The following is a 19766-nucleotide window of genomic DNA, read 5'->3' as shown; positions in this document are numbered from 1 at the left end:
TGATCGGCAGACGGTGTGCCCGGCCCGGCCCGCCCGCGCTGGAGGCGCGGGCGAGGGGCGAGGCTGGGGAGGTTCCCGTGTTCACTGATTGATCGCTCGTCGGAGTAGGCACCCGGCTATACCCCCGCGGCATCGCCACGGCTACCCCGCAGCACTTCACCGTGGCCTCCCGAACCGTCTGGAACATCCGCCCGGGAGTTGCCCGCCATGGCACAAGGCGAGCATGCACCGCTACCAGCCCAGATCCGCCAGGTTCGAGCTGATGGCACCTTAGGAGGCTTCAAACACCGGTTCCTCTCGTATACCTCTCCGTCTCGCTCGCCGGACCCGCACCATCTGGCAGTGCTGATACGTCCCGGCTTCGTCGGGGCCGCTTGCCACCCTCCCCGGCACCTCCCGGGTCGGGCTGCCCCCGGCTTCACCGCCCTGCTGCGACAGGACGGCGGCGAAGGTCTCTCACCTCCACACGATCAATCAGCGCTTCACGGCGCACGCGCCAGAGATGCCACCGATCCGCGACCTGCACCGCCTGCGGTGCTCCGGCAGCGGCGCCTTCAGCGAAGAACGGCGCGCGGTCCCGACATACGACCTCGACACCGGGGCGCTGTCCGAGCCAGGCGGCCAGGCTGGATGCCTCTCGGTCCGGGAGCAGATCGATCGGACGACGGGTTTCGACGTCCACCAGCACCGTGCCGTAGTGGCGGCCCTTGCGGGTGGCGTACTCGTCGACGCCGACCACCCGCGGCGCTGGCACCTCCGGCTCAGGAAGAGCGTCGACCAAGCGCAAGACCGTGCTCCGGCTGACGGACACGCCGAGGACGGAAGCCAGCCGGGCCCCAGCCCGTCCGGCCAGGGCAAGGCCGACTGCGGCCAGAGCGGAGCGCAGCCGCTCAGTACGCTGGCCGTACCTGCGAGTGAGGCCGGGTATCTGTTCCACGAAGGTCCGGCGGGCGCACATGGTGTTGCGGCATCGGAACCGCCGAACTCGTAACTGGCGCACAACTCTTCGTCCGGCGCTCGGTGCGTCAGCGGGAAACCGCAGGTAGGAGCTATGCACCCGGGTCGACCAGGCGCCGCACCCCGGGCAGGCGGCTCCGACCGTCGTGCACTGCGCGTCAACACGCACTATCTCGATATTCACGTCTACCGACAGCACCGCAAAGTCCGCGATCGACGGGAACAACAGCTCCTTCAGCCGGAGCGCGACCTCTTCCACGGCCCGGACTTTCAGCCCAACCACTGCGGCAACGGCTGATTTTCGGGCGACTTCCGAAGCTGTCCCGAGACGTTCAGCTGTCACTCACAGTGGCCGCTGCACGGAAGCTGTGCCAGAGCCACGACTCGTGAAGAAAGCCAGGCTCCCCCTGTACCACGCCTTGTGATGGTGGCGGACGACAACCCGAGTTCAAACTCAGTAATATCCGAACAGTGCGCAGGCAGGCGCATGACTGGTACACCAACGACTTTTGCCACGCCTGTCATCGGATTCATCGGACGGGTGGCCCTGCCGGACCGTGGTCGGATCGTGCGTCGGCGGGGTGTGTAGCACCATGGCATTGAGATCGGGGCACAGTCTCAATTTGATCGAGTTCAGCGGTCGGGTCCGCAGCCGTGAAGGGAACATATTTCCGTGAGGACAGCGCGTCGGCGCGCCTCGGCCGGCGAATCGTGCGCTGAAGAAAGTGCTCATCACGGGAGCCGCAACCGGATTCGGGTACGAGGCTGCGATGCGTTTGGCGGAAGGGGCTTTGGCGTGATCGCCGCGGTGGAGATCTACGCTCAGGTCCAGACGCGGAAGCGGCAAGCGGCCGAGCAAGGGGTGAGCCTGCAGGTCGAGAAGCGTGATGTCACCAACGATGGTGATCGCCGCAAGGCTCTCAACTGGGGTGTGGAAATCCTGGTGAACAACGCAGGAGTCGGCGAAGGCGGCTCAACAGTCGACATTCCCGCATCGAATATCCGGCACCAGTTCGAAGTCAACGTCACCGGACCGTTGCTCCTCACTTCCCCCGAGGGCCTGAACGTCAACCCCTTCACTGGTATCTACTCCGCTTCCAAACATGCGATCGAGGCGATCGCCGAAACCATGGCCTACGAGCTGCAGGAGTACAACGTCGAGGTCGCCACGATCAACCCGGGACCTTTCTTGACCGGCTTCAACGACCGCATGTTCCAGACCTGGGAGAGCTGGGAGGACGACCCGTCTCCTCGAGCACAGTTCGCCCCTGAAGCGGTCTATACGGCGTTGACCGCTGTCGCTGCCCGAGAGGTCGACAGTTTCCGCAATCTGGAGCCCGCGTCGATGCTCGTAGAGACCAAGCAACTCCAGCAGGTTCTCTGGGAGCGCAAGGTCACGGATGGCCTCGGGGCCCTGCATCAAGCCATTCAGCACTCCTACGAGATGCAGCCTGACACTCCCGTCTCGGGCTGAACGCATGTCAGGGAGGGGTGTCCTGGGCCCCGCCTGGAAGGTTGCGGTACACGCGCTGGAGATGAGGTCTTCGCGTGGAGGTTCCGGCATCCCCGACGGACCCGGGCCGGGGTGAGCTCGACCTCGCGCAGTTGGACGGCGGTTACGGCTGCGTGGTCGGCCGCGGGCTGGAGACGGATCGCATCCTGGGCGGCCGCGGCCCAGGAGGTGCGACCCGGCCTCCGACGCGGCCTACGCTGGACCAAGTACGGCCAGCCCAGGCCCGTCCGTGCGCAGTGGGGCGTCGGTGAGCTCGAACAGTTCGTCAGCCCGTCCATTCAGGCAGTCGCAGATTTCGCCCCCGAACGCTCCCCCGCAAGGACTGGTTGCGCTGCGAGACGTCGTTCACCGTCGCTGAGGCCGTCTGTGTTCGCTCCGGCCGCGTCCGCCGATGCGCACTGCCCCCTCAAACCGATCTTCTAGACTCGCCGCGTCGGGAGGGAGCGTCGATGAAGCCATTGGCGGCGGACCAGGTCACCGGAGTGTGAGGAACGCTCCTACTCCCCGTCGAGGGGCGAGGCGACATCATCTGGGACCGGCTGGCGGGCCAACTCGACGTGCTGCTGACCAGCGGCATCGACGGCATCTACGCTCACGGCACCGCAGGCGAGTTCCACACCCTCGACGAAGCCGAGTTCGACCGGGTGAACGCGGTGCTGGCACAGCGGTACGAGGCGGCGGGGCTGCCGTACCAGATCGGTGCCTCGCATCCGGCCACGCCGACGATGCTCGATCGCATCGGGCGCGCGGCCGCGCTCCGGCCGGGCGCCATCCAGGTGATCCTCCCGGACTGGGTCCCGCTGAGCGACGCCGAGGCCGTGCGATTCCTGGTCGGTGCAGCCGAGACCGCCGGCGACGTGCCGCTGGTGCTCTACAACCCGCCGCACGCCAAGACCCAGGTGCCGCCGCCGCTTCTCAAACGGGTGACTTCCCAGGTCCCCCAACTCGTCGGGGTCAAGATGGCCGGGGGCGGCGACGCCTGGCACGCGGCCATGGCGGAGGCCGTGCCCCAGCTGTCGATCTTCGTGCCAGGCCACCTGCTGGCGTCCGGGCTGGCCCGTGGCGCGCACGGCAGCTACTCCAACATCGCAGCCATGACGCCTCGCGGCGCGGTCGCGTGGTATCGGCTGATGATGACGGATCCTGCCGCGGCGGCTGACGTGGAGCGGCGCATCGGCGAGTTCTTCGTCCGGCACCTCGCGCCGTTGCAGGCCCGCGGGCTGTCCAACCCGGCCCTGGACAAGTTCCTGGCCACCGTCGGTGGCTGGGCAGACATCGGCGTAACGCTGCGCTGGCCGGCGTCGTCGGCGCCCGTCGACGCTGTCGCACCGGCCCGCGCCGACGCCCACCGACTGCTGCCCGACCTCTTCCCGGCGTAGCGTCCGCCTGCTTGTCACTGGTCGCTCCTCGGTGCGGGCGATGCCGTTCTGGCCCGGTCGATGCTCTCTCCGGGGGTGCTGCCGGCGCTGTACGACGGCACGGAGGTCATCCTCAAACCGGTGTTCCGCACCTTCGCCGACCGCGCCGGAGCCCGAGCGGTCCTGCTGGGTGGGCTGGTCGCCCTTCCGCCGCCTCCTGCTGCCCGCAGCGCGACACGAGGCGGTGAGGCGGCGACGAGCGATCGTGGTCGCCGCCGGTTACTCGACCACTGCTTCGTGGCGAAGCAGTGGCGTGCGTTCTTCGTCAGCCGAAGGGGATGGGGCGTGGCATTGATGGGCGGCGACGCCGCCTTGGTCGACAAGGTCCTCGTACACCCCGACCTTGAACCTGATCAGGTCCAGGGACTGAGTGAGCCTGCCGATCTGGGCGGTGACGTGCTCATGGTGCTCGCGCATGAGCGTGAGCCGTTCTTCCTCGTTACCGGCGCCCTCTCTGACGAGGTCGGCATATCGGCGTAGCGCGGGCAGGGGCATGCCTGAAGCGCGGAGAATGATGCAGACGGTCAGCCAGTCCACGTCATCCTCGCTGTAGACGCGGCGTCCGCCAGGTCCGCGTCGCACATCGTTGACGAAGAGGCCCTCGCGCTCGTAGAAGCGCAGCGCGTGAACGCTCAAACCGGTGCGTTCGGCGACCTGTCCGATGCTCAGACTTGTCGTGATCTCTGCCATGGCGGTCAGAGTAACGGGGTTGATCTAGAGCCGAGTCTAGTTCCTAGGGTGACTCGTGCGTTCGACGCTTCTGTCGCTCTGCGTGATCGGTTGAACTGAACAGGGAGCATCACCATGCGCTATCGCACCCTCGGCGGAACCGGTATCGAGGTCAGTGTCCACTGCCTCGGGACCATGATGTTCCAGGATGGCTGCAACCCCGACCACGACGATTGTGTCCGCATCATCCACGCCGCCCTCGACCAGGGGATCAACTTTGTCGACACCGCCGACATGTACGGACAGGGTGAGTCCGAGGAGATCGTGGGAAAGGCGCTCCGGGGGCGCCGTGACGACGTCGTACTCGCCACAAAGGTCCACTTTCAGATGGGCGAGGGCCGCAACCGCAGTGGCAACTCGCGGCGTTGGATCCTCAAGGCGGTCGAGGACAGCCTCAGGCGCCTGAACACTGACTGGATCGACCTCTACCAGATCCATTTCCCCGACCACTCCACGGACATCGAGGAGACGCTCTCGGCGCTCAGCGACCTCGTGCGCCAGGGAAAGATCCGCGCCTTCGGTTGCTCGAACTTCCCGGCCGAGGAGATCGTCGAGGCACACCACGTCTCCGAGCGCCGCAGCCTCGGACGTTTCCGCACCGCCCAGCCGCCCTACTCGATTCTGGCCCGCGGGATCGAGGCCTCGCTCCTGCCCGTCTGCGAGCGCTACGGAATGGGGGTACTGGTCTGGAGCCCCCTCGCCTTCGGATTCCTCACTGGCAAGCACCGCAAGGACCAGCCCATCGACCTGGCAGCCGGCCGCGCCGCGCTCCGCCCGGCGTTCTTCGATCCCGCGATCGCCGAAAACGCCGCCAAGCTCGATGCCGTCGAGCAGCTCATCGAACTCGCGACAAGCATCGGCTGCACCCTCCCGCAGCTCGCCGTAGCCTTCACCGTGGCCCACCCCGCCGTCACCTCGGCGATCATCGGACCGCGGACCATGCAACAGCTGGAGGATCTACTCAAGGGCGCCGCGCTCACCCTGGATGATGCGGCCCTCGACCGGATCGACGAGATCGTGCCGCCCGGGGTGAACCGGTACAACCCCAGCGCCTCCTTCCCTCCGCGATCGCTGACCGACACCGCCTTGCGGCGCCGCTCACTCGCCGAACGCGCCGCGGCCTGAGGCTGCCTGGTCCGGCGGTCCCCGTGGGGGCGGCCGGGCTCAGCCGACCCCCGCCACATTGAGGCGACCCGAGTGGTATGAGGTGCTGTCAGCTGATGCTGACCCGCTCTCGTCCTACCGGGCTTGGAGGAACTCTCGCGCTCCACGCAGCCGTGTGCGCACGCGTCCCTGGGTGGCGCTGCTGTCGAGGCGGACGTCCAGGGCTCCGGGCGTGGGGATATCGGCTCGGCGCCCGGCAGGCAGCCGGGTTGCGTCGAGTCCGTCGCGTCGGGCGATGAGAACGCCGAGTTCGTGACGGCTGAGGGCGTCCGCTCCGGCCAGGTGGAACATCCCGGCCTGGTCGGACATGGCGAGTTCCCGCAAAGCGGAGGCGAGGTCTTCGACGTGCACCGGGCAGCGGATGTCGTCAGTGAACAGGACGCCGTCGCGGGTGCCGGCAACCAGGGCGTGGACCATGCGCTCGTGAACGGATCCGCCGTTCCCGATGATCAACGAGGTGCGTGCGACCGCAGCGGCCGGCGCCAGCAGCCGCGCAGCGGTCTCGGCGGCCGCCTTTGCCGCACCATAAGGGGTGAGAGGATCTGGCAGGCAGGCCTCGTCGTAGTGAATCCGGGAACCGGAGAACACGGCATCGCTGGAGACGTGGACCAGGCGGCAACCGCGCTTCGCCGCGGCTACCGCCACGCGGATCGAGCCGTCGGCGGTGACCGCCCAGTCGCTCCCTCCGCTCGTCGCGTTGATGACGGCACTGGGAGCCACCGCCGCCAGTACCTCATCGACCTGCTCGGGGGCACGAAGGTCGAGCTGGTACCACGAGGCTCCGGGCACGCTGCCCGGGCGGGAACAGTACGTCGCGGCCGTCTCCCAGCCTGCAGCAGTCGCCTGACGCACAAGCTCCGTCCCCAGAAACCCACTGCCGCCGATGATCAAGACCCTCATGGCGCCCCACGATAGGGCAGCCCCGCTACGCCCAGGCAGGTCGCCCGAGCCTCGGCAAACGTGTCACCGGCCTGACCGCCACACCCCGTGAACGTTCCTGGACACACCCTAGCCAGCGCTGTCTGCGGCGGTGTGTTCGAGGATTGCGGGGACGATCGTCGCCCAGTCGGCTCGCTCGACCCCATGGCCGGCGTCCTCCAGAACCAACAGCCTTCCCTCGGAGATCTGTTCCGCCAGTGCCTCACCGTGCCGGAGCGGGAACATCGGATCGGCGGTCCCGTGGATGACCAGCGTGGGCACCGCGATCGAGGACAGGGGCGCCTGTGAGAGCTCGCCGTCCGGAAGTGAGTCGTGGTTGCGGGCCGCGGTGAAATCATGCGCACGCTCGACATCACGACGGACAAGACTGCGGGCGGTGGTCTCATCGAACGGGCGCCGACCCCCCGCGAGCATGCGCGCGTAAGCCACCTTGTGCTCGATCACCGAGTCGGCATCCGACCCATCGACGCGCGCGGCCGAGACGTAGACGAACCGCATGAACTCCTCGGCCGGCGGAGGAAGCTCGCAGTCGGCTGGCATCGCAGAGGATCACGGCCAGGGCGACGGCATAGCGGGGGCCTCCGGAGGCACGGACGAGGGCACGGGGCTGGATCTTGGTGGTGGTTGCCATGGCGTCAAACGGTGCGGTCGGCCGCCGGGCTGGACACGTCGGTTGACGGACACCGTCAACCGACGCCGTAGTCGGCCATCCGATCAGTGATGATGAGGGGTGACATTGAGGATCGACATCAGCGGCCTGCCGTCCGAGCGACTGCGGTTCGCCGCCTCCCCGCTCGCCGAGCTGACCGCGATGCTGCACGTACTGGCCGAACCCGGGCACCATCCGCAGCTCGCCGGCTGGGCCGGGGATGTCTGGGCCGGGCTGCGGCCGGAGCTGGCCGAGCGGTTGCGGGAGGCGGAGTTCCTCTGGCGTTCCTCACAAGCCGACTTTCTGATCCCCGCCCGGCCTCGGCCCACCCTCGCCGAGGAGTTGGACGACGTGGATCGGATCGACGACGAAACGTATGTGACCGCCGCGCTCGTCACCACGTACGGCGGCAACCGGACCCACTTCGCCGCGCCGTCGCCGCTCACCGACGCCGCTGCGCGCGAGCGGGCCCTGGACCTGGCCCAGGCCCGCGGCGCGCGGCAAGATGCCTTCGCGGAACGGCTGCTCGCCGACCCGGCCGCTGTGCGGGCGCGGGTGCGCCACACCTTCGAACAGTGCGCCGAGGCCTTCTTCGACGCCGCCTGGACGGGCGTCGCCGTGCGGCTCGCCACCGACCTGCGCCTGAAGAATGACCTACTGAAGCGCCAGGGCATCGGAGCGGCACTCGCATCGGTCCGCGGTCACCCTGGCACCGGACGGCGACTGCATCATCGTGGACAAGCTGCAGGACAAGGCGACCGCCGCCCACGGCACCGGGGTCACCTTCGTCCCCAGTGTCTTCGGCAGCCCACGCCTGGTGGTGGTCCATGCGCCCGGGTGGCAGCCGGTGGTGCAGTACCCCGTGGCCGAGCCGAGTCCATCAGAGCCGGTATCGCTGGAAACGGTCACACTACGGCTGGAGGCACTCGCACATCCGGTACGGCTGCGACTGCTGCGTACCCTGGCCCGAGGCCCGCACACCAGCGCTGAGCTGGCCCACGTCTGGGAACTTTCACCCCCGGAGGTTTCCCGCCACCTCGCTGTCCTGCGCCGCGCCGGCCTGCTCACGTCCCAGCGGCACGGTCGTTACGTCCGCTACACCCTCAATCTGCCCGATCTGACGGCGCTGGGTACCGACCTGCTGGCGGCCGTACTGCGCTGAGTAGCTTCGGCCTGCCAGAACGCGGGCGACCGCAGGCAGGAATCTGTCCCGCCCGAGCAGGCCAGTCATGACGGTCTCCGGCTTCGTCAGGCGCTCTTGATCGCACGGATCGAGTACATCAATGGGATACGTGGGTGGCCGGCTGGGAAGCGGTACTCCCCGTTCCTGGAGCGCTCCAGCATCGGGTAGCGCTGGAAGAGTGTGGTGGCGTGCTCGTGCAGGAACTCGATCCGGAGCCCGGCCTGCGCCAGTGCGGTCACCACCTCTCCGAGTGGATGCTGCCACTGGACCGAGACCGTCTTGGTGAGCGGAGGGCCGTCGGTGTAGGTGTGCGGGAAGTCGTAGGTCTCCGCCTGGATCTGGAAGTAGTCGTGTTCCAGACTCTTACCGTTCTCGCCCAACAGCTCGGTGAGCGGGTGGAATTCGGCGAGGTAGACGGTTCCGCCGTCCTTCAGCATGGAGGACACCACGTTGGCCCAGCGGAGTAGGTCCGGTAGCCAGACCAGGGCTCCGAGGCCGGTGTAGACGATGTCGAAGCGCTCCCCGTCCAGCGCTGCGGGCGCTTCGTAGACGTCTGAGACGACGAACCGTGCGCGGTCCGTCATGCCGATGTCCTCGGCCAGCGTGCGTGCAATGCGGATGGCGGCACGGGAGAAGTCCAGGCCGGTGACCTCCGCGCCACGGCGTGCCCATGACAGAGTGTCCTGGCCCATGTGGCACTGCAGGTGCACAAGGCGCTTGCCGGACACATCGCCGACCTCGTCAAGTTCGAACGAACGCAGCGTGGACCCGCCGGCTCGGAATCCGGGCAGGTCGTAGAAGTTGCTGACCGCGTGAATACGGACCCTGTCGTCCCAGTTCTCACGGTTGAGCTGGAGCCAGTCCGTCTCCGTGTTGGTCATGCCCGCGACCGTACTGGTCGGCCGAGGTGCGCCGCATGTGAATTGTCACGTCCCGGGAGTTCCACTTGCAGGAAGCGGTGCTCACCATGTCGTAGACACTGTGGCGGCCGACCCCAGTGTGGCCGGGCCAGCCGCCGTCGGTCGCTCGGTGCCAAAGGACGTCTTCTCTGCGCGGATCACCCGCGCAGGCCAGGTCCTGTCTCGCTGTGTTCTCCGGACAACTTGTTCGCGTGACTCAGCCACTCGGTGGCAGGGTGCAGTGATGAATCAAGCAGAGGTGCTGCTCATCGGGGGGCGCGCAGGCGTCGGCAAGACGACGGTGGGGTGGCAGGTTTCAGCACGGCTGCGCGTCGCGATGATTCCTCACTGCGTCATCGAGGGCGACTTCATGGGGCAGGCGCATCCTGCTCCGGAAGGGGACCCCAGTCGCAAAAAGATCGCCGAGCGCAATCTCACGGCAGTGTGGTCGAATTACGCTGAGCTGGGTTACCGCCGACTGATCTACACGAACACCGTGAGCGTGTTGACTGACAGCGAGGGCATGTTTCAACGCGCCATGGGTGCAGGTGTGAGGATCGTGCGAGTACTGCTCACCGCCTCCGATGCCACCGCCCATGAGCGGCTGACATGTCGGGAACTCGGCTCCGAGTTGGAGCACGAGCTCAAGAGCAGCGCCCGTAAGGCGCGGATGCTGAACGAGCAGGCGCCTGCGGACACGGTGCGAGTGGCGACCGATGGGCGTTCTGTTGTCGAGATAGCAAGCGATGTGGTGGGCGCTACCGGCTGGCTGACGGGGGCCGGTGGTTCGGCGCATCGCTGGTCAGCGTCGGGTCCAGATGAGGATGGCGGCGAGATGTAGAGCGGCCCGGTAGGCAATGGCCAGTTTGTCTGTTCGCATGGTCCGTCCACGCCACTGCTTGAGCCGGTTGACGCATCGCTCGACCGCGCTGCGCTGCTTGTATGGGCGGCCTCCGGGCGAGTTCTCGGTCTCCCACGTCGGCTCCGCGGAACACGAAGGCTTGCCATCACGGCCTCAAAGGCCGGTGCGTCTCCCGCCTGGCCGGCAGTGATGATGAAGGACAGAGGCCGCGCATGGCTGGCGCTGGCCAGATGGATTTTCGTGCTGAGGCCGCCGCGGGAGCGGCCGAGGCCGTGATCGCCTGGTTCACAGCGATCCGAAGCCCCCTTTCCCTGGCTCCGGCGGCGTGTTGATGGATGCGGCAGACGGTTGAGTCCACCGACACGGTCGAGCCGATGTCGTCACCGGCGTCGGCCGCTGCCGGGAACGCAGTGAGAATACGCTCCCAGGTGCCATCCACGGCCCACCTGACCAGCCGTTTGTGAGCGGTCTGGAACGAGCCGAGTTCGTCCGGAAGATCGCGCCAGGGCGAGCAGGTGCGGTACTTCCACCCGATGGCCTCCAGAGTGCGGCGGTGGTCAGCCCACCGCCGACCACGGAAATGTCGCCCGGCCAGGCCAAAAACCAGAGGTCAGGCGGCGGTGTGGTCATTACGATCCGGATCATGCGTACTCACCATGTCGGCCCTACGTTCGTGCTGGTCCACGGCTCTGGCTCCAGTTCGTTCATGTGGGCGCCCGTCCAGCGGGAACTTGCGTTGCTCGGCCATCGCAGCTTCGCCGTCGATCTACCGGGCCATGGCTTTGACGCGCAGTACCCGGTGGCCTATCAAACCCCGCAGGACCTGGACGCCTGGGCGGTCGAGCCTTCGAATCGTCGACAACCTGTTGGCCCCGCTGGCCGCGTTGAACGTGGGCGACCCGGCCGGACTCGGCGTCGGGCGGGCGAACTACCGCACGGCCGATCCCGACCTGCTGGCCGCGCTCAAGGCAGCGGTCATGGCGGATGCCACCGACGAGCAGTTCCGTGCCTTTATCAACATTCTGCAGCCTGATGAGTCGCTTGCCGTGATGACAGCGGATGCTCGCGGTCAGGCTGACACCTGGGGAACGATCGCCCGTACGTACATTCGACTCACCGGCGACCGCTCACTTCCGGTGGCGATGCAGGATCGTCTGATCGCCGAGGCCGACGCGCTGACGCCCGATAACCCGTATGACGTGCACACCCTTGACACAAGTCATGTCGGCTTCCTCCTGCGCCCGGCGGAGGTGGCGGGAATTCTGGATCGGCTGACCGCCTGGAAGCGGTCAGTCCGGCCCCGGGCACTCATCTCCGATGGAGCCAAAATCCGATCACAGCGACGGTGACAGTGCCGTGAAAGACAGGCGCGCTCGTCGAAGCCTCGGAATCATCGGCAGAGCCGTGTGTCGGCACCGGGTCTCCGGCTCAGATCACTGGGTGGAGACCTTGTGGACGATGGTGTCGTCGGGGTCAAGCCGTCGCCCGTCCGCAGACAGCACTTCCAGTGCGCGGAGGCGATGCCCCTGTCGGCGGTCGACCAACTCCGAGTGCGGTTCGCCCGAGGCGAAGAAGTGCTGTTCGCCCCACTGCCGCAGCGCCACGATGACGGGGAAGAGCGCCTTACCCTTCGGAGTCAGTACGTACTCGCGGTAGGCGCTGCCGTCCGCGGCGGGGACGGATTCGAGGACACCGCCGGCGGCCAGGGTGCGCAGACGCGCGCTGAGGATGTTCTTCGCCACGCCGAGGCTGCGCTGGAACTCCCCGAAGCGCCGACTGCCGTCGAAGGCGTCCCGCACGATCAGCAGGGACCACCAGTCGCCGATCGCGTCCACCGACCGGGCGACGGGACATTCGCTGTCGTCGAAGCGCGTCCTGGTCACCATGGCATCCCTCACTCTCACGACGGTTGCAACATGCTACCAAGAAAGTTACCGTCGCCATTGGTAGCAAGATAAAACCAGATACGCGGAGGAGCGCCGATGCCCGGCAGCGGTGAGGCTGTGACACGACAGACCGAGGCCCGAAGCGGAGAAGGTTCCGCGTTCGTCCTGTCCCGGGGTGTCGTCATACTGTTCGCCGTCGCCTGCGGGGCAGCGGTGGCCAACGTCTACTTCTCCCAGCCACTCCTGGTGACCATGGGCCACGACCTCGCCATGAGCCCGGCACTTGTCGGCAGCGTGGTCACCGTCACACATGTCGGATACGGGCTGGGACTCTTCTTCCTCGTGCCGCTGGGCGATGTGGCCGACCGCAGACGGCTCATCGTGACCCAGCTGCTGCTCCTGGTGGTGGCGCTGGCCGTGACAGCCACCGCCCACACGGCGGCGATCCTGCTCGCGGGCATGGCCGCGACGGGGCTTCTCGCGGTCGTGACGCAGACGCTGGTGGCCTTCGCGGCATCACTGGCCCCTCCCGCCGGGCGCGGGCGGGTCGTCGGTCTGGTCACCAGCGGGGTGGTCATCGGAATCCTGCTCGCTCGCACCGCATCCGGCCTCATGGCCGATCTCGCGGGTTGGCGCTCCGTATACGTCGCCTCGGCGTCGCTCACCGCCCTGCTCGCCCTGGTCCTGTACCGAGTGCTGCCGCGCCACAGTGACGCTCCGCCGACACCCCTGCGCTACGGACAGCTCCTGCGCTCCACGGTCACCCTGTTCGCACGGGAACGGCTGCTGCGGCTCCGAGCCCTGTTCGGTCTGCTGATCTTCGCCGCCTTCAGCACCCTGTGGAGCAGCGTCGCGCTGCCGCTCAGCGAGGCCCCGTACTTCCTGCCCCACAGCGCGATCGGGGCGCTGGGGCTGATCGGCGTCGCCGGCGCCCTGGCCGCGACCGTGGCGGGCCGCCTGAACGACCGCGGACTCTCCCGGCGGACCACCGGCATCGCCCTGGCACTGCTCGCCGCCTCGTGGTTGCCCCTGGCCTTCACTCGCAACTCGCTCTGGGCCCTGGTCGTCGGGGTGATCCTTCTCGACCTCGCCGTGCAGGCGGTCCATGTCACCAACCAGACCCTGATCTACGCGCTGCACCCGGACGCGGGCAGCCGGCTGATCGGCGGATACATGGTCTTTTACTCGATCGGCAGCGCCACCGGTGCCATCGCCGCGACCTCCCTCTACACGGTGGCCGGCTGGGGCGCCGTATGCGCACTGGGTGCCGCGTTCAGCTGCCTCGGGCTCGTGCTGTGGGCGTTCACGGCCAAGTAAGCGGCGCGGTCGGTCTCGTGCAGGTGTGCCGGGCAAGCCGTGTGACCGTGGCCCGGCCGTCGCGCGGGTGGGTGCCGGGTTCCACGGCCCCGGTCATGGTGGTGTTGCTCGCTGCTCTCAGGCGGCGTGGCGGACCCGGTCACGATGGCTGCGGATGATCTCCGCGTAGCGGTGGCCGGTTCCCTTGATGGTGCGGGCCTGGGTGCGGTAGTCGACGTGGACGAGCCCGAAGCGCTTGTCGTATCCGTAGGCCCACTCGAAGTTGTCGAGCAGCGACCAGGCGAAGTAGCCGGCCAGCGGGGCGCCCTTGCGGGCTGCCGAGGCGCAGGCCGCGAGGTGTTGGATGAGGTAGTCCTGGCGCTCGGGGTCGTCGACGGTGCCGTCCGGGCGTATGGCGTCGGGGTAGGAGGAGCCGTTCTCGGTGACGTACAGCTTGCGGGCGCCGTATTCGTCGGTCAGGCGCAGCAGCAGGGTTTCGATGCCGGTGGGGTCGATCTCCCAGTCCATACCCGTGCGGGGCACGTCCGGGCGGCGGACGGAGTGGGCGTGGGGGGCCGGGGCGGTGGGGGCGTCGGTGATGGTGACCGGGAAGTAGTAGTTCAGGCCCAGCCAGTCCAGAGGCGCGGCGATGGTTTCCAGGTCGCCGGGGTGCTCCGGCAGTTCGACTTCGTATACCTCGCGCATGTCCGCGGGGAATCCGCGGCCGTGGACGGGGTCCAGCCACCAGCGGTTGGTGTGGCCGTCCATGCGCCGCGCGGCCGCCAGGTCCCCGGGCCGGTCGGTGGCGGCGTGGACGGTGGAGAGGTTGTTGACGATGCCGACCTCGGCGCCCGGTGCTGCGGCCCGGATCGCCTGGGTGGCGAGGCCGTGGCCGAGCAGCAGATGGTACGAGGCGCGGACGGCCGCGGTCAGATCCGTGAGGCCGGGCGCCATCACGCCCTCGAGGTGGCCGATCCAGGCGGAGCACAGCGGCTCGTTGAGGGTGGTCCAGTGGTGGACCCGGTCGCCGAGGCGGTCGGCCGTCACCGAGGCGTACGCGGCGAAGTGCTCCGCGGTGTCGCGCACGGGCCAGCCGCCCCGGTCCTGGAGCGCCTGGGGAAGGTCCCAGTGGTACAGGGTGACGGAGGGGATGATGCCCGCTTCCAGCAGACCGTCGATCAGCTCGTCGTAGAAGGCCAGGCCCTTGGCGTTGACCGGCCCGTCACCGCCCGGCATCACCCGTGGCCAGGCGATGGACAGCCGGTAGGCGTTGGTGCCCAGCCGCTTCATCAGGCCGATGTCCTCGCGCCAGCGGTGGTAGTGGTCGCAGGCCACGTCGCCGTGGTCGTCGCCCGCGATCTTGCCGGGGGTGTGCGAGAAGGTGTCCCAGATCGAGGGCGACCGTCCGTCCTCGGCGACGGCTCCCTCGATCTGGTAGGCCGAGGTGGCCGTGCCCCAGAGGAAGTCGTGCGGGAGGGCTGTGAGATCCAGGAGTTCGGACACGTACGTCCTTTCGGAGAGGGGATGGCCGGTCACTTGACGGCTCCGGCGGTGAGTCCGGCGACGAGATAGCGCTGCAGCAGGAGGAATCCGGCGACCACGGGGACGCTCACCACGAGGGAGGCGGCCATGATCTGGTTCCAGTAGACGTCGTTCTGGCTGGCGTAGCCCTGGAGGCCGATGGCGAGGGTGCGGGTGGTGTCGTTCGTCATCACGGATGCGAAGAGCACCTCGCCCCAGGCGGTCATGAAGGCGTAGACGGCCACGGCGACGATGCCGGGGGTCGCGGCCGGGACGACGACCCGCAGCAGCGCGCCGAGCGGGCCGCATCCGTCCACCAGCGCCGCCTCGTCCAGGTCGCGCGGGACCGAGTCGAAGTACCCGATGAGCATCCAGATCGAGAACGGCAGCGAGAAGGTGAGATAGGTGAGGATGAGGCCGCCGCGGGAGCCGAAGAGGGCGATGCCGGTGGTGTTGCCGATTTGTACGTAGATGAGGAACAGGGGCAGCAGGAAGAGGATGCCGGGGAGCATCTGGGTGGAGAGCACGGTGACGGTGAACACGCGCCTGCCCCGGAAGCGGTAGCGGCTGACCGCGTAGGCGGCGAAGACCGCGATCACCACCGAGCAGACCGTGGCCGCGCTCGCCACGATGGCCGAGTTCACGAAGTAGTCGGCAAGCGGGACGGTCGACCAGATGTCGATGTAGGGGCGGATGGTCAGCCCGCTGGGCAGCCAGCGGAAGCTCCCCGACACGTCCTGCAGCGGCTTCAGAGAACTGGAGATCATCACGTACACCGGCACCAGGACGAAGCCGGTGAGCAGGGTGAGGAAGATCCGGCGGGCCCAGAGGAAGGACCTCGAGGCGGCCATCGGTGAGCGGGGCTTGGATGTGCCGCTAGACATCGGCTGTCTTCCTTCGTCGGGAGGTCAGCAGGAGGTAGACGCCCGTCACCACGAGGAGGAAGAGCAGCAGGAGGACGGACATGGCGGAGCCGGTGCCGAAGTTCCAGGTGACGAACGACGACTGGTAGATGTGGATCGAGATGAGGTCCGCGGCCTCCGGCGCCGCCTTGCCGAACAGCGCGAACGGCGTGTTGAAGTCGTTGAACGTCCACAGGAACAGGACCAGCACCAACACCTGGTTGACCGGGCGCAGCGAGGGCAGGGTGACGTGGCGGATCTGCTGCCACATACCCGAACCGTCGAGGGCTGCCGCCTCGTAGAGCTCCCGGGGGATGTTCTGCAGGCCGGCCATGACGATGAGAAACGCGAACGGCCAGCCCTTCCACACCGACACGGTGAGCAGCGCGATGAAGCTGTTGTCGCCGATGAGCCAGAAGGAGGGCTTGTCGGTGAGGCCGAGCTGGTCGTGCAGGACGTGGTTCACCAGGCCGTTGTCGTGCTGGAACATGAACGCCCAGGTGATGACGGCGGTGTACACGGGGAGCGCGTACGGGATGAGGAACAGGGTGCGCAGCAGGCCGCGGCCGCGGAAGGTGTCCTGCAGGAAGATGGCGGTCGCGGTGCCGAGCAGCCAGCACAGGCCGACCGACAGCAGGGTGAATCCGCAGGTGACCAGGAAGGAGTGGAGCAGCGCCTCGCCGACCGGCGCGTCGAAGTCCACCGAGAGCTCGTAGTTGTCGAAGCCGGACCAGGGGGCGGTGGTCCAGTCGCGGATGAAGAACTGGGTGAGCTCCTTGAAGCTCATCAGGATGCCGATCGCCATCGGCACCAGATGGACCAGGAGTTCCAGCAGCAGGGCCGGCAGGAGCAGCAGGTACGGCAGTGCGATGCGGCGGATCCGCCCGGTGCGGCGCGGGCCTCGCGCCGCACCGGGGGATTTCCCCGGCGCCGCCTGCTTGTCGACCTGTGCGGTGGCGGTCGTGGTGGTCATGGGACTGTCCGCGGTCACTTCGCCGGCATCTGCTGCTGGGCCTTGTGGAGCCGGGCTTTCACCGACTCCGTGGTCACGGCGCGTCCGGCGGCGGCGTCGGCGAACAGTTCCTTGACGGCTGTGCCCACCGCCGTCTCGAACTGGGACTCCTGGGGGACCTGCGGCAGCGCCTCCGCGCTCTTGGCGAGGGTGTTGCGCAGAACGGCCGTGGCCTGGCTGTTGAACGCGGGGTCGGACTGGGCGGCCTTGACGGGCGGGATGGAGCCGTACGCCGTGTTGAGGATCTTCTGCTCGGCGTCGCTGGTCATGAACTTCACAAACTTCAGGGCGCCGTCGTGGTTGTCGGTGTTCTTGAAGACGGCCATGTTGATGCCGGCGACCATCGAGTTGACGGAGGTGCCGGTGCCGGGGGTGCCGGAGGGGGTGGGCGCCGGGGCCACGCCCCACTCGTCGTCCTTCATGCCCAGCGACTTGAAGGTGGCGGAGGCCGTCTGCCACAGCACCATCGCGGTCTTGCCCTTGGCGAAGTCGCTGAGGGACTGGTTCTGGGCGTATTCGGCGTTGCCCGGCGGGATGGCCTTGTCCTTGGCCATCAGGTCGACGTACTGCTTGACCGCGGCGACCGCGCCGTCGGAGGTGAAGTCCGGCTTGCCGTCGGCGGTGAAGAAGTCCGCGCCGTGCTGCTTGGCGAAGACGAAGGCGTGGTGGATGTTCTCCGACAGGTTCGACCCCTCGGCGCCCAGCGCCGCCGCGCCGTGCTGCTTGATCTTCTTGGCGTCCGCGACCAGTTCGTCCCAGGTGGCGGGCGGCTCGGCGATGCCCGCGTCGGCGAAGATCTTCTTGTTGTAGTAGAGCGCGTACGCCATCGAGTACAGCGGTACGGCGGCCGGGTCCTTGCCCTGCGCTCCCGTTGAGCCGAGGGCAGAGTCCACGAAGCGGTCCTTGCCACCGATCGTGCGGAAGTTCTCGGCGTCCCACGGCAGCAGGGCCCCGGATGCCTGCAGCGAGGCGCTCCAGGTGTTGCCGATGTTCAGCACGTCGGGGCCCTGGCCGGAGGTGGTCGCGGTGAGGATCCGGTTCAGCAGCTCCGACCAGGGCACCACCTCCAGCTTGACCGTGATCCCGGTCTGGTCTTTGAACTTGTCGAGTTCGGGCTGAAGGACCTTCTTGTCCACGTTGATGCTCGCGCCCTGGTTGGAGGCCCAGTACGTGAGCGTCTTGGGCGAGTCGTTGGACCCGTTTCCGGCCGTGGACGAACCACCTCCGCAGGCGGTGGCGGCAAAGGCGAGTGACAAGGTGACGGCGCCGATGGCCGCGGCTCGGATGCTGCGCATGGCTCCAGGTGTCCCTTTCCGGGAGTCGAGTACGCCGAAGAGGGTCCGGGCACGTCGATGTGCGTTCAACTCCCGAAGCCTCTCAGGGCTTAATTTACGACGTGAGTTAAACCTCAAGAGAAAGGCGCGTCAAGAGATCCGGCAGTAGGTATCTTGTTACGCGGAGCCGGGACTTGAGGAGGTCAGGTGGCTGCACACAACAGCCGCACGGTGCGTGACCTGCGGCGGGAGAACCGCACCGCCGTGCTGCGCCGGTTGTTCTTCGACGGGCCGATGAGCCGCTTCTCGCTTGCCCCCGCGACCGGGCTGAGTTCAGGCTCCATCAGCAATGTGGTCACCGAACTGCTCGCGGAGGGGCTGGTGGAGGAGGCCGGAAGCGTCGACTCCGACGGCGGCCGCCCTCGCACGCTGCTGCGCATCGCCCCGCGCAGCGGCCACATGATCGGGGTGGACGTCGGCGAGACCCGGGTCCGCGTCGAGCTGTTCGATCTGTCGCTGGCCGAGCAGGGCCGCGCGGAGCGGCCACTGCCCACGCGCGGGACCGCCCGCCCGGACCGGTACGACAGCGAACTGATCGCGGGCCACATCCGAGACGGCATCGCCGAGGTCGTGGAGGTGGCCGGGCTCAGCCCCGCCCAGATCCTCGGCGTCGGCATCGGCACCCCCGGGATCATCGAACACTCCGAGGAGGACGGTGCGGTGGTGCACTGCACCCCGATCGGCTGGGAGGCGGTCCCGCTGGAACGGATGCTGCGTCGGCCGGGCCATCTCCCCCAGCAGGTGCCCTACTTCATCGAGAACGGCGCCAAGACGCTGGGTCAGGCCGAGATGTGGTTCGGCGCCGGGCGCGGTGCCCGCAGCGCGGTGGTCGTACTCTTCGGCTCGGGCGTCGGCGCCTGCGTCGTCACCGATGACGTGGAGCACGGCCGGGCGGTGGAGTGGGGCCATCTCACCGTACGGGTGCGGGGCCGCCGGTGCCGCTGCGGGGCGCTGGGCTGTCTGGAAGCCTACGCGGGCGCGGAAGCACTGCTGGAACGCTGGCAGGAGGCGGGCGGGCAGCCGCCGCCCGACACCGACGAGGAGACCGCCCTGACGGCGATGCTGGCCGGCGCCTACCCCCCGGACGCCGCCAATCCCACGGACCGCGCCAATCCCACGGCCGGAGCTGACGGTGGCGCCCCGGACCCGGTGGCGGCCGCCGTCCTCGCCGAGACCGCGGAGTACCTGGGCGCGGGGCTGTCCGACCTGATCAATCTCTTCCAGCCCGAGCGCATCCTCGTAGGCGGCTGGGCCGGCCTCCAGCTCGGCTCGCGCTTCCTGGAGTCGGTGCGCCGCCACGCGCTGTCCTACGCGCTGCCGTACCCCTCCGGACGTGTCGGCATCGACCTGGGCGCGCTGGGGCCTGACGCGGTGACCGTGGGCGCCGCGACCCTGCCGCTCGCCGACTTCTTCGCACGCGGCGGGCGCCGCCTGCCCACGCCCCCCGCGCCGGAGCCGTCCCCCGGGTGGCGCACCAGCCTTGGCACGCGACTGGTGTAAGG

Annotated in this window: 15 protein-coding genes and 4 pseudogenes; 8 read left to right on the top strand and 11 right to left on the bottom strand. The window is 68.1% G+C overall.

The genetic code is table 11. The features are described from left to right. Positions 1 to 418: 418 nt before the first annotated feature. Positions 419 to 1216: an ISL3 family transposase gene (locus ACFV2X_RS06605; RefSeq protein WP_385612247.1), complete on the bottom strand. Its 798-nt coding sequence runs from the start codon at positions 1214 to 1216 to the stop codon at positions 419 to 421. A gap of 537 nt (positions 1217 to 1753) precedes the next feature. Here ACFV2X_RS06605 and ACFV2X_RS06600 point away from each other — a divergent pair. Together ACFV2X_RS06600 and ACFV2X_RS06595 are read left to right on the top strand one after the other, a co-directional pair. After that, positions 1754 to 2431, top strand: a complete 678-nt coding sequence (locus tag ACFV2X_RS06600; RefSeq protein WP_385612244.1) for an SDR family NAD(P)-dependent oxidoreductase — start codon at positions 1754 to 1756, stop codon at positions 2429 to 2431. 551 nt (positions 2432 to 2982) lie between these two features. Next, a pseudogene (locus ACFV2X_RS06595) lies at positions 2983 to 3849 on the top strand (dihydrodipicolinate synthase family protein); the annotation flags it as partial. A 258-nt stretch (positions 3850 to 4107) separates the two neighbouring features. Here the strand turns inward: ACFV2X_RS06595 and ACFV2X_RS06590 are convergent. Further along, positions 4108 to 4578 (bottom strand): MerR family transcriptional regulator, encoded by a 471-nt coding sequence (locus tag ACFV2X_RS06590; RefSeq protein WP_385612241.1) that lies wholly within the window; start codon positions 4576 to 4578, stop codon positions 4108 to 4110. A 114-nt stretch (positions 4579 to 4692) separates the two neighbouring features. Between ACFV2X_RS06590 and ACFV2X_RS06585 the strand changes: the two genes are divergently transcribed. Continuing rightward, on the top strand, positions 4693 to 5742 hold the full coding sequence (locus ACFV2X_RS06585; protein WP_385612238.1) for an aldo/keto reductase: 1050 nt from the start codon (positions 4693 to 4695) through the stop codon (positions 5740 to 5742). A gap of 114 nt (positions 5743 to 5856) precedes the next feature. Here ACFV2X_RS06585 and ACFV2X_RS06580 read toward each other — a convergent pair whose 3' ends face one another. After that, positions 5857 to 6681, bottom strand: coding sequence for an SDR family oxidoreductase (locus ACFV2X_RS06580; protein WP_385612235.1), 825 nt, complete (start codon positions 6679 to 6681; stop codon positions 5857 to 5859). A 108-nt stretch (positions 6682 to 6789) separates the two neighbouring features. After that, the gene (locus tag ACFV2X_RS06575) at positions 6790 to 7218 is read right to left on the bottom strand and encodes an alpha/beta fold hydrolase (protein ID WP_385612232.1); all 429 of its coding nucleotides are present in this window, start codon (positions 7216 to 7218) and stop codon (positions 6790 to 6792) included. Positions 7219 to 7450: 232 nt separating this feature from the next. Here ACFV2X_RS06575 and ACFV2X_RS06570 point away from each other — a divergent pair. After that, positions 7451 to 8531 (top strand): annotated as a pseudogene (locus ACFV2X_RS06570) (DUF5937 family protein). Between the two features lie 86 nt (positions 8532 to 8617). On the opposite strand, the gene ACFV2X_RS06565 reads toward ACFV2X_RS06570, so the two are convergent. Further along, on the bottom strand, positions 8618 to 9433 hold the full coding sequence (locus ACFV2X_RS06565; protein WP_385612229.1) for a class I SAM-dependent methyltransferase: 816 nt from the start codon (positions 9431 to 9433) through the stop codon (positions 8618 to 8620). Between the two features lie 262 nt (positions 9434 to 9695). On the opposite strand from ACFV2X_RS06565, the gene ACFV2X_RS06560 reads away from it, so the two are divergent. Further along, positions 9696 to 10292: a hypothetical protein gene (locus tag ACFV2X_RS06560; protein ID WP_385612226.1), complete on the top strand. Its 597-nt coding sequence runs from the start codon at positions 9696 to 9698 to the stop codon at positions 10290 to 10292. Here the strand turns inward: ACFV2X_RS06560 and ACFV2X_RS06555 are convergent. Beyond that, positions 10254 to 10920, bottom strand: a pseudogene (locus tag ACFV2X_RS06555) (IS5 family transposase). The gene ACFV2X_RS06560 and the pseudogene ACFV2X_RS06555 overlap by 39 nt on opposite strands. 36 nt (positions 10921 to 10956) lie before the next feature. Here ACFV2X_RS06555 and ACFV2X_RS06550 point away from each other — a divergent pair. Continuing rightward, a pseudogene (locus tag ACFV2X_RS06550) lies at positions 10957 to 11662 on the top strand (alpha/beta fold hydrolase). 84 nt (positions 11663 to 11746) lie between these two features. On the opposite strand, the gene ACFV2X_RS06545 reads toward ACFV2X_RS06550, so the two are convergent. Beyond that, positions 11747 to 12199: a winged helix-turn-helix transcriptional regulator gene (locus ACFV2X_RS06545; RefSeq protein WP_385612223.1), complete on the bottom strand. Its 453-nt coding sequence runs from the start codon at positions 12197 to 12199 to the stop codon at positions 11747 to 11749. 96 nt (positions 12200 to 12295) lie between these two features. On the opposite strand from ACFV2X_RS06545, the gene ACFV2X_RS06540 reads away from it, so the two are divergent. Beyond that, positions 12296 to 13516, top strand: coding sequence for an MFS transporter (locus ACFV2X_RS06540; RefSeq protein ID WP_385612222.1), 1221 nt, complete (start codon positions 12296 to 12298; stop codon positions 13514 to 13516). Positions 13517 to 13633: 117 nt separating this feature from the next. On the opposite strand, the gene ACFV2X_RS06535 is transcribed toward ACFV2X_RS06540, so the two are convergent. Genes ACFV2X_RS06535 through ACFV2X_RS06520 form a run of 4 tightly spaced genes read right to left on the bottom strand, consistent with a single transcriptional unit; the run spans position 13634 to position 18225 of the window. Next, positions 13634 to 14998: a GH1 family beta-glucosidase gene (locus ACFV2X_RS06535; RefSeq protein ID WP_385612220.1), complete on the bottom strand. Its 1365-nt coding sequence runs from the start codon at positions 14996 to 14998 to the stop codon at positions 13634 to 13636. A gap of 29 nt (positions 14999 to 15027) precedes the next feature. After that, a complete protein-coding gene (locus tag ACFV2X_RS06530) occupies positions 15028 to 15900 on the bottom strand; it encodes a carbohydrate ABC transporter permease (RefSeq protein WP_385612217.1) in 873 nt (290 codons plus the stop codon). After that, entirely contained in the window at positions 15893 to 16891 is a 999-nt protein-coding gene (locus tag ACFV2X_RS06525) for a carbohydrate ABC transporter permease (RefSeq protein ID WP_385612214.1), read from the bottom strand. Before ACFV2X_RS06525 ends, ACFV2X_RS06530 begins: the two co-directional genes overlap by 8 nt. 14 nt (positions 16892 to 16905) lie before the next feature. Next, on the bottom strand, positions 16906 to 18225 hold the full coding sequence (locus tag ACFV2X_RS06520; protein WP_385612212.1) for an ABC transporter substrate-binding protein: 1320 nt from the start codon (positions 18223 to 18225) through the stop codon (positions 16906 to 16908). 186 nt (positions 18226 to 18411) lie between these two features. Here ACFV2X_RS06520 and ACFV2X_RS06515 point away from each other — a divergent pair, with 186 nt between their 5' ends. Next, positions 18412 to 19764 carry an ROK family protein gene (locus ACFV2X_RS06515; protein WP_385612209.1) on the top strand — a complete coding sequence of 451 codons (1353 nt, stop codon included), beginning with the start codon at positions 18412 to 18414 and terminating at the stop codon, positions 19762 to 19764. Positions 19765 to 19766: the final 2 nt, after the last annotated feature.

It is taken from the genome of Streptomyces sp. NPDC059679 (assembly GCF_042734105.1).
Lineage (GTDB): Bacteria > Actinomycetota > Actinomycetes > Streptomycetales > Streptomycetaceae > Streptomyces.
The sequence above is the reverse complement of the archived record's forward strand: the minus strand, read 5'-3'. Positions and strand labels throughout refer to the sequence as shown.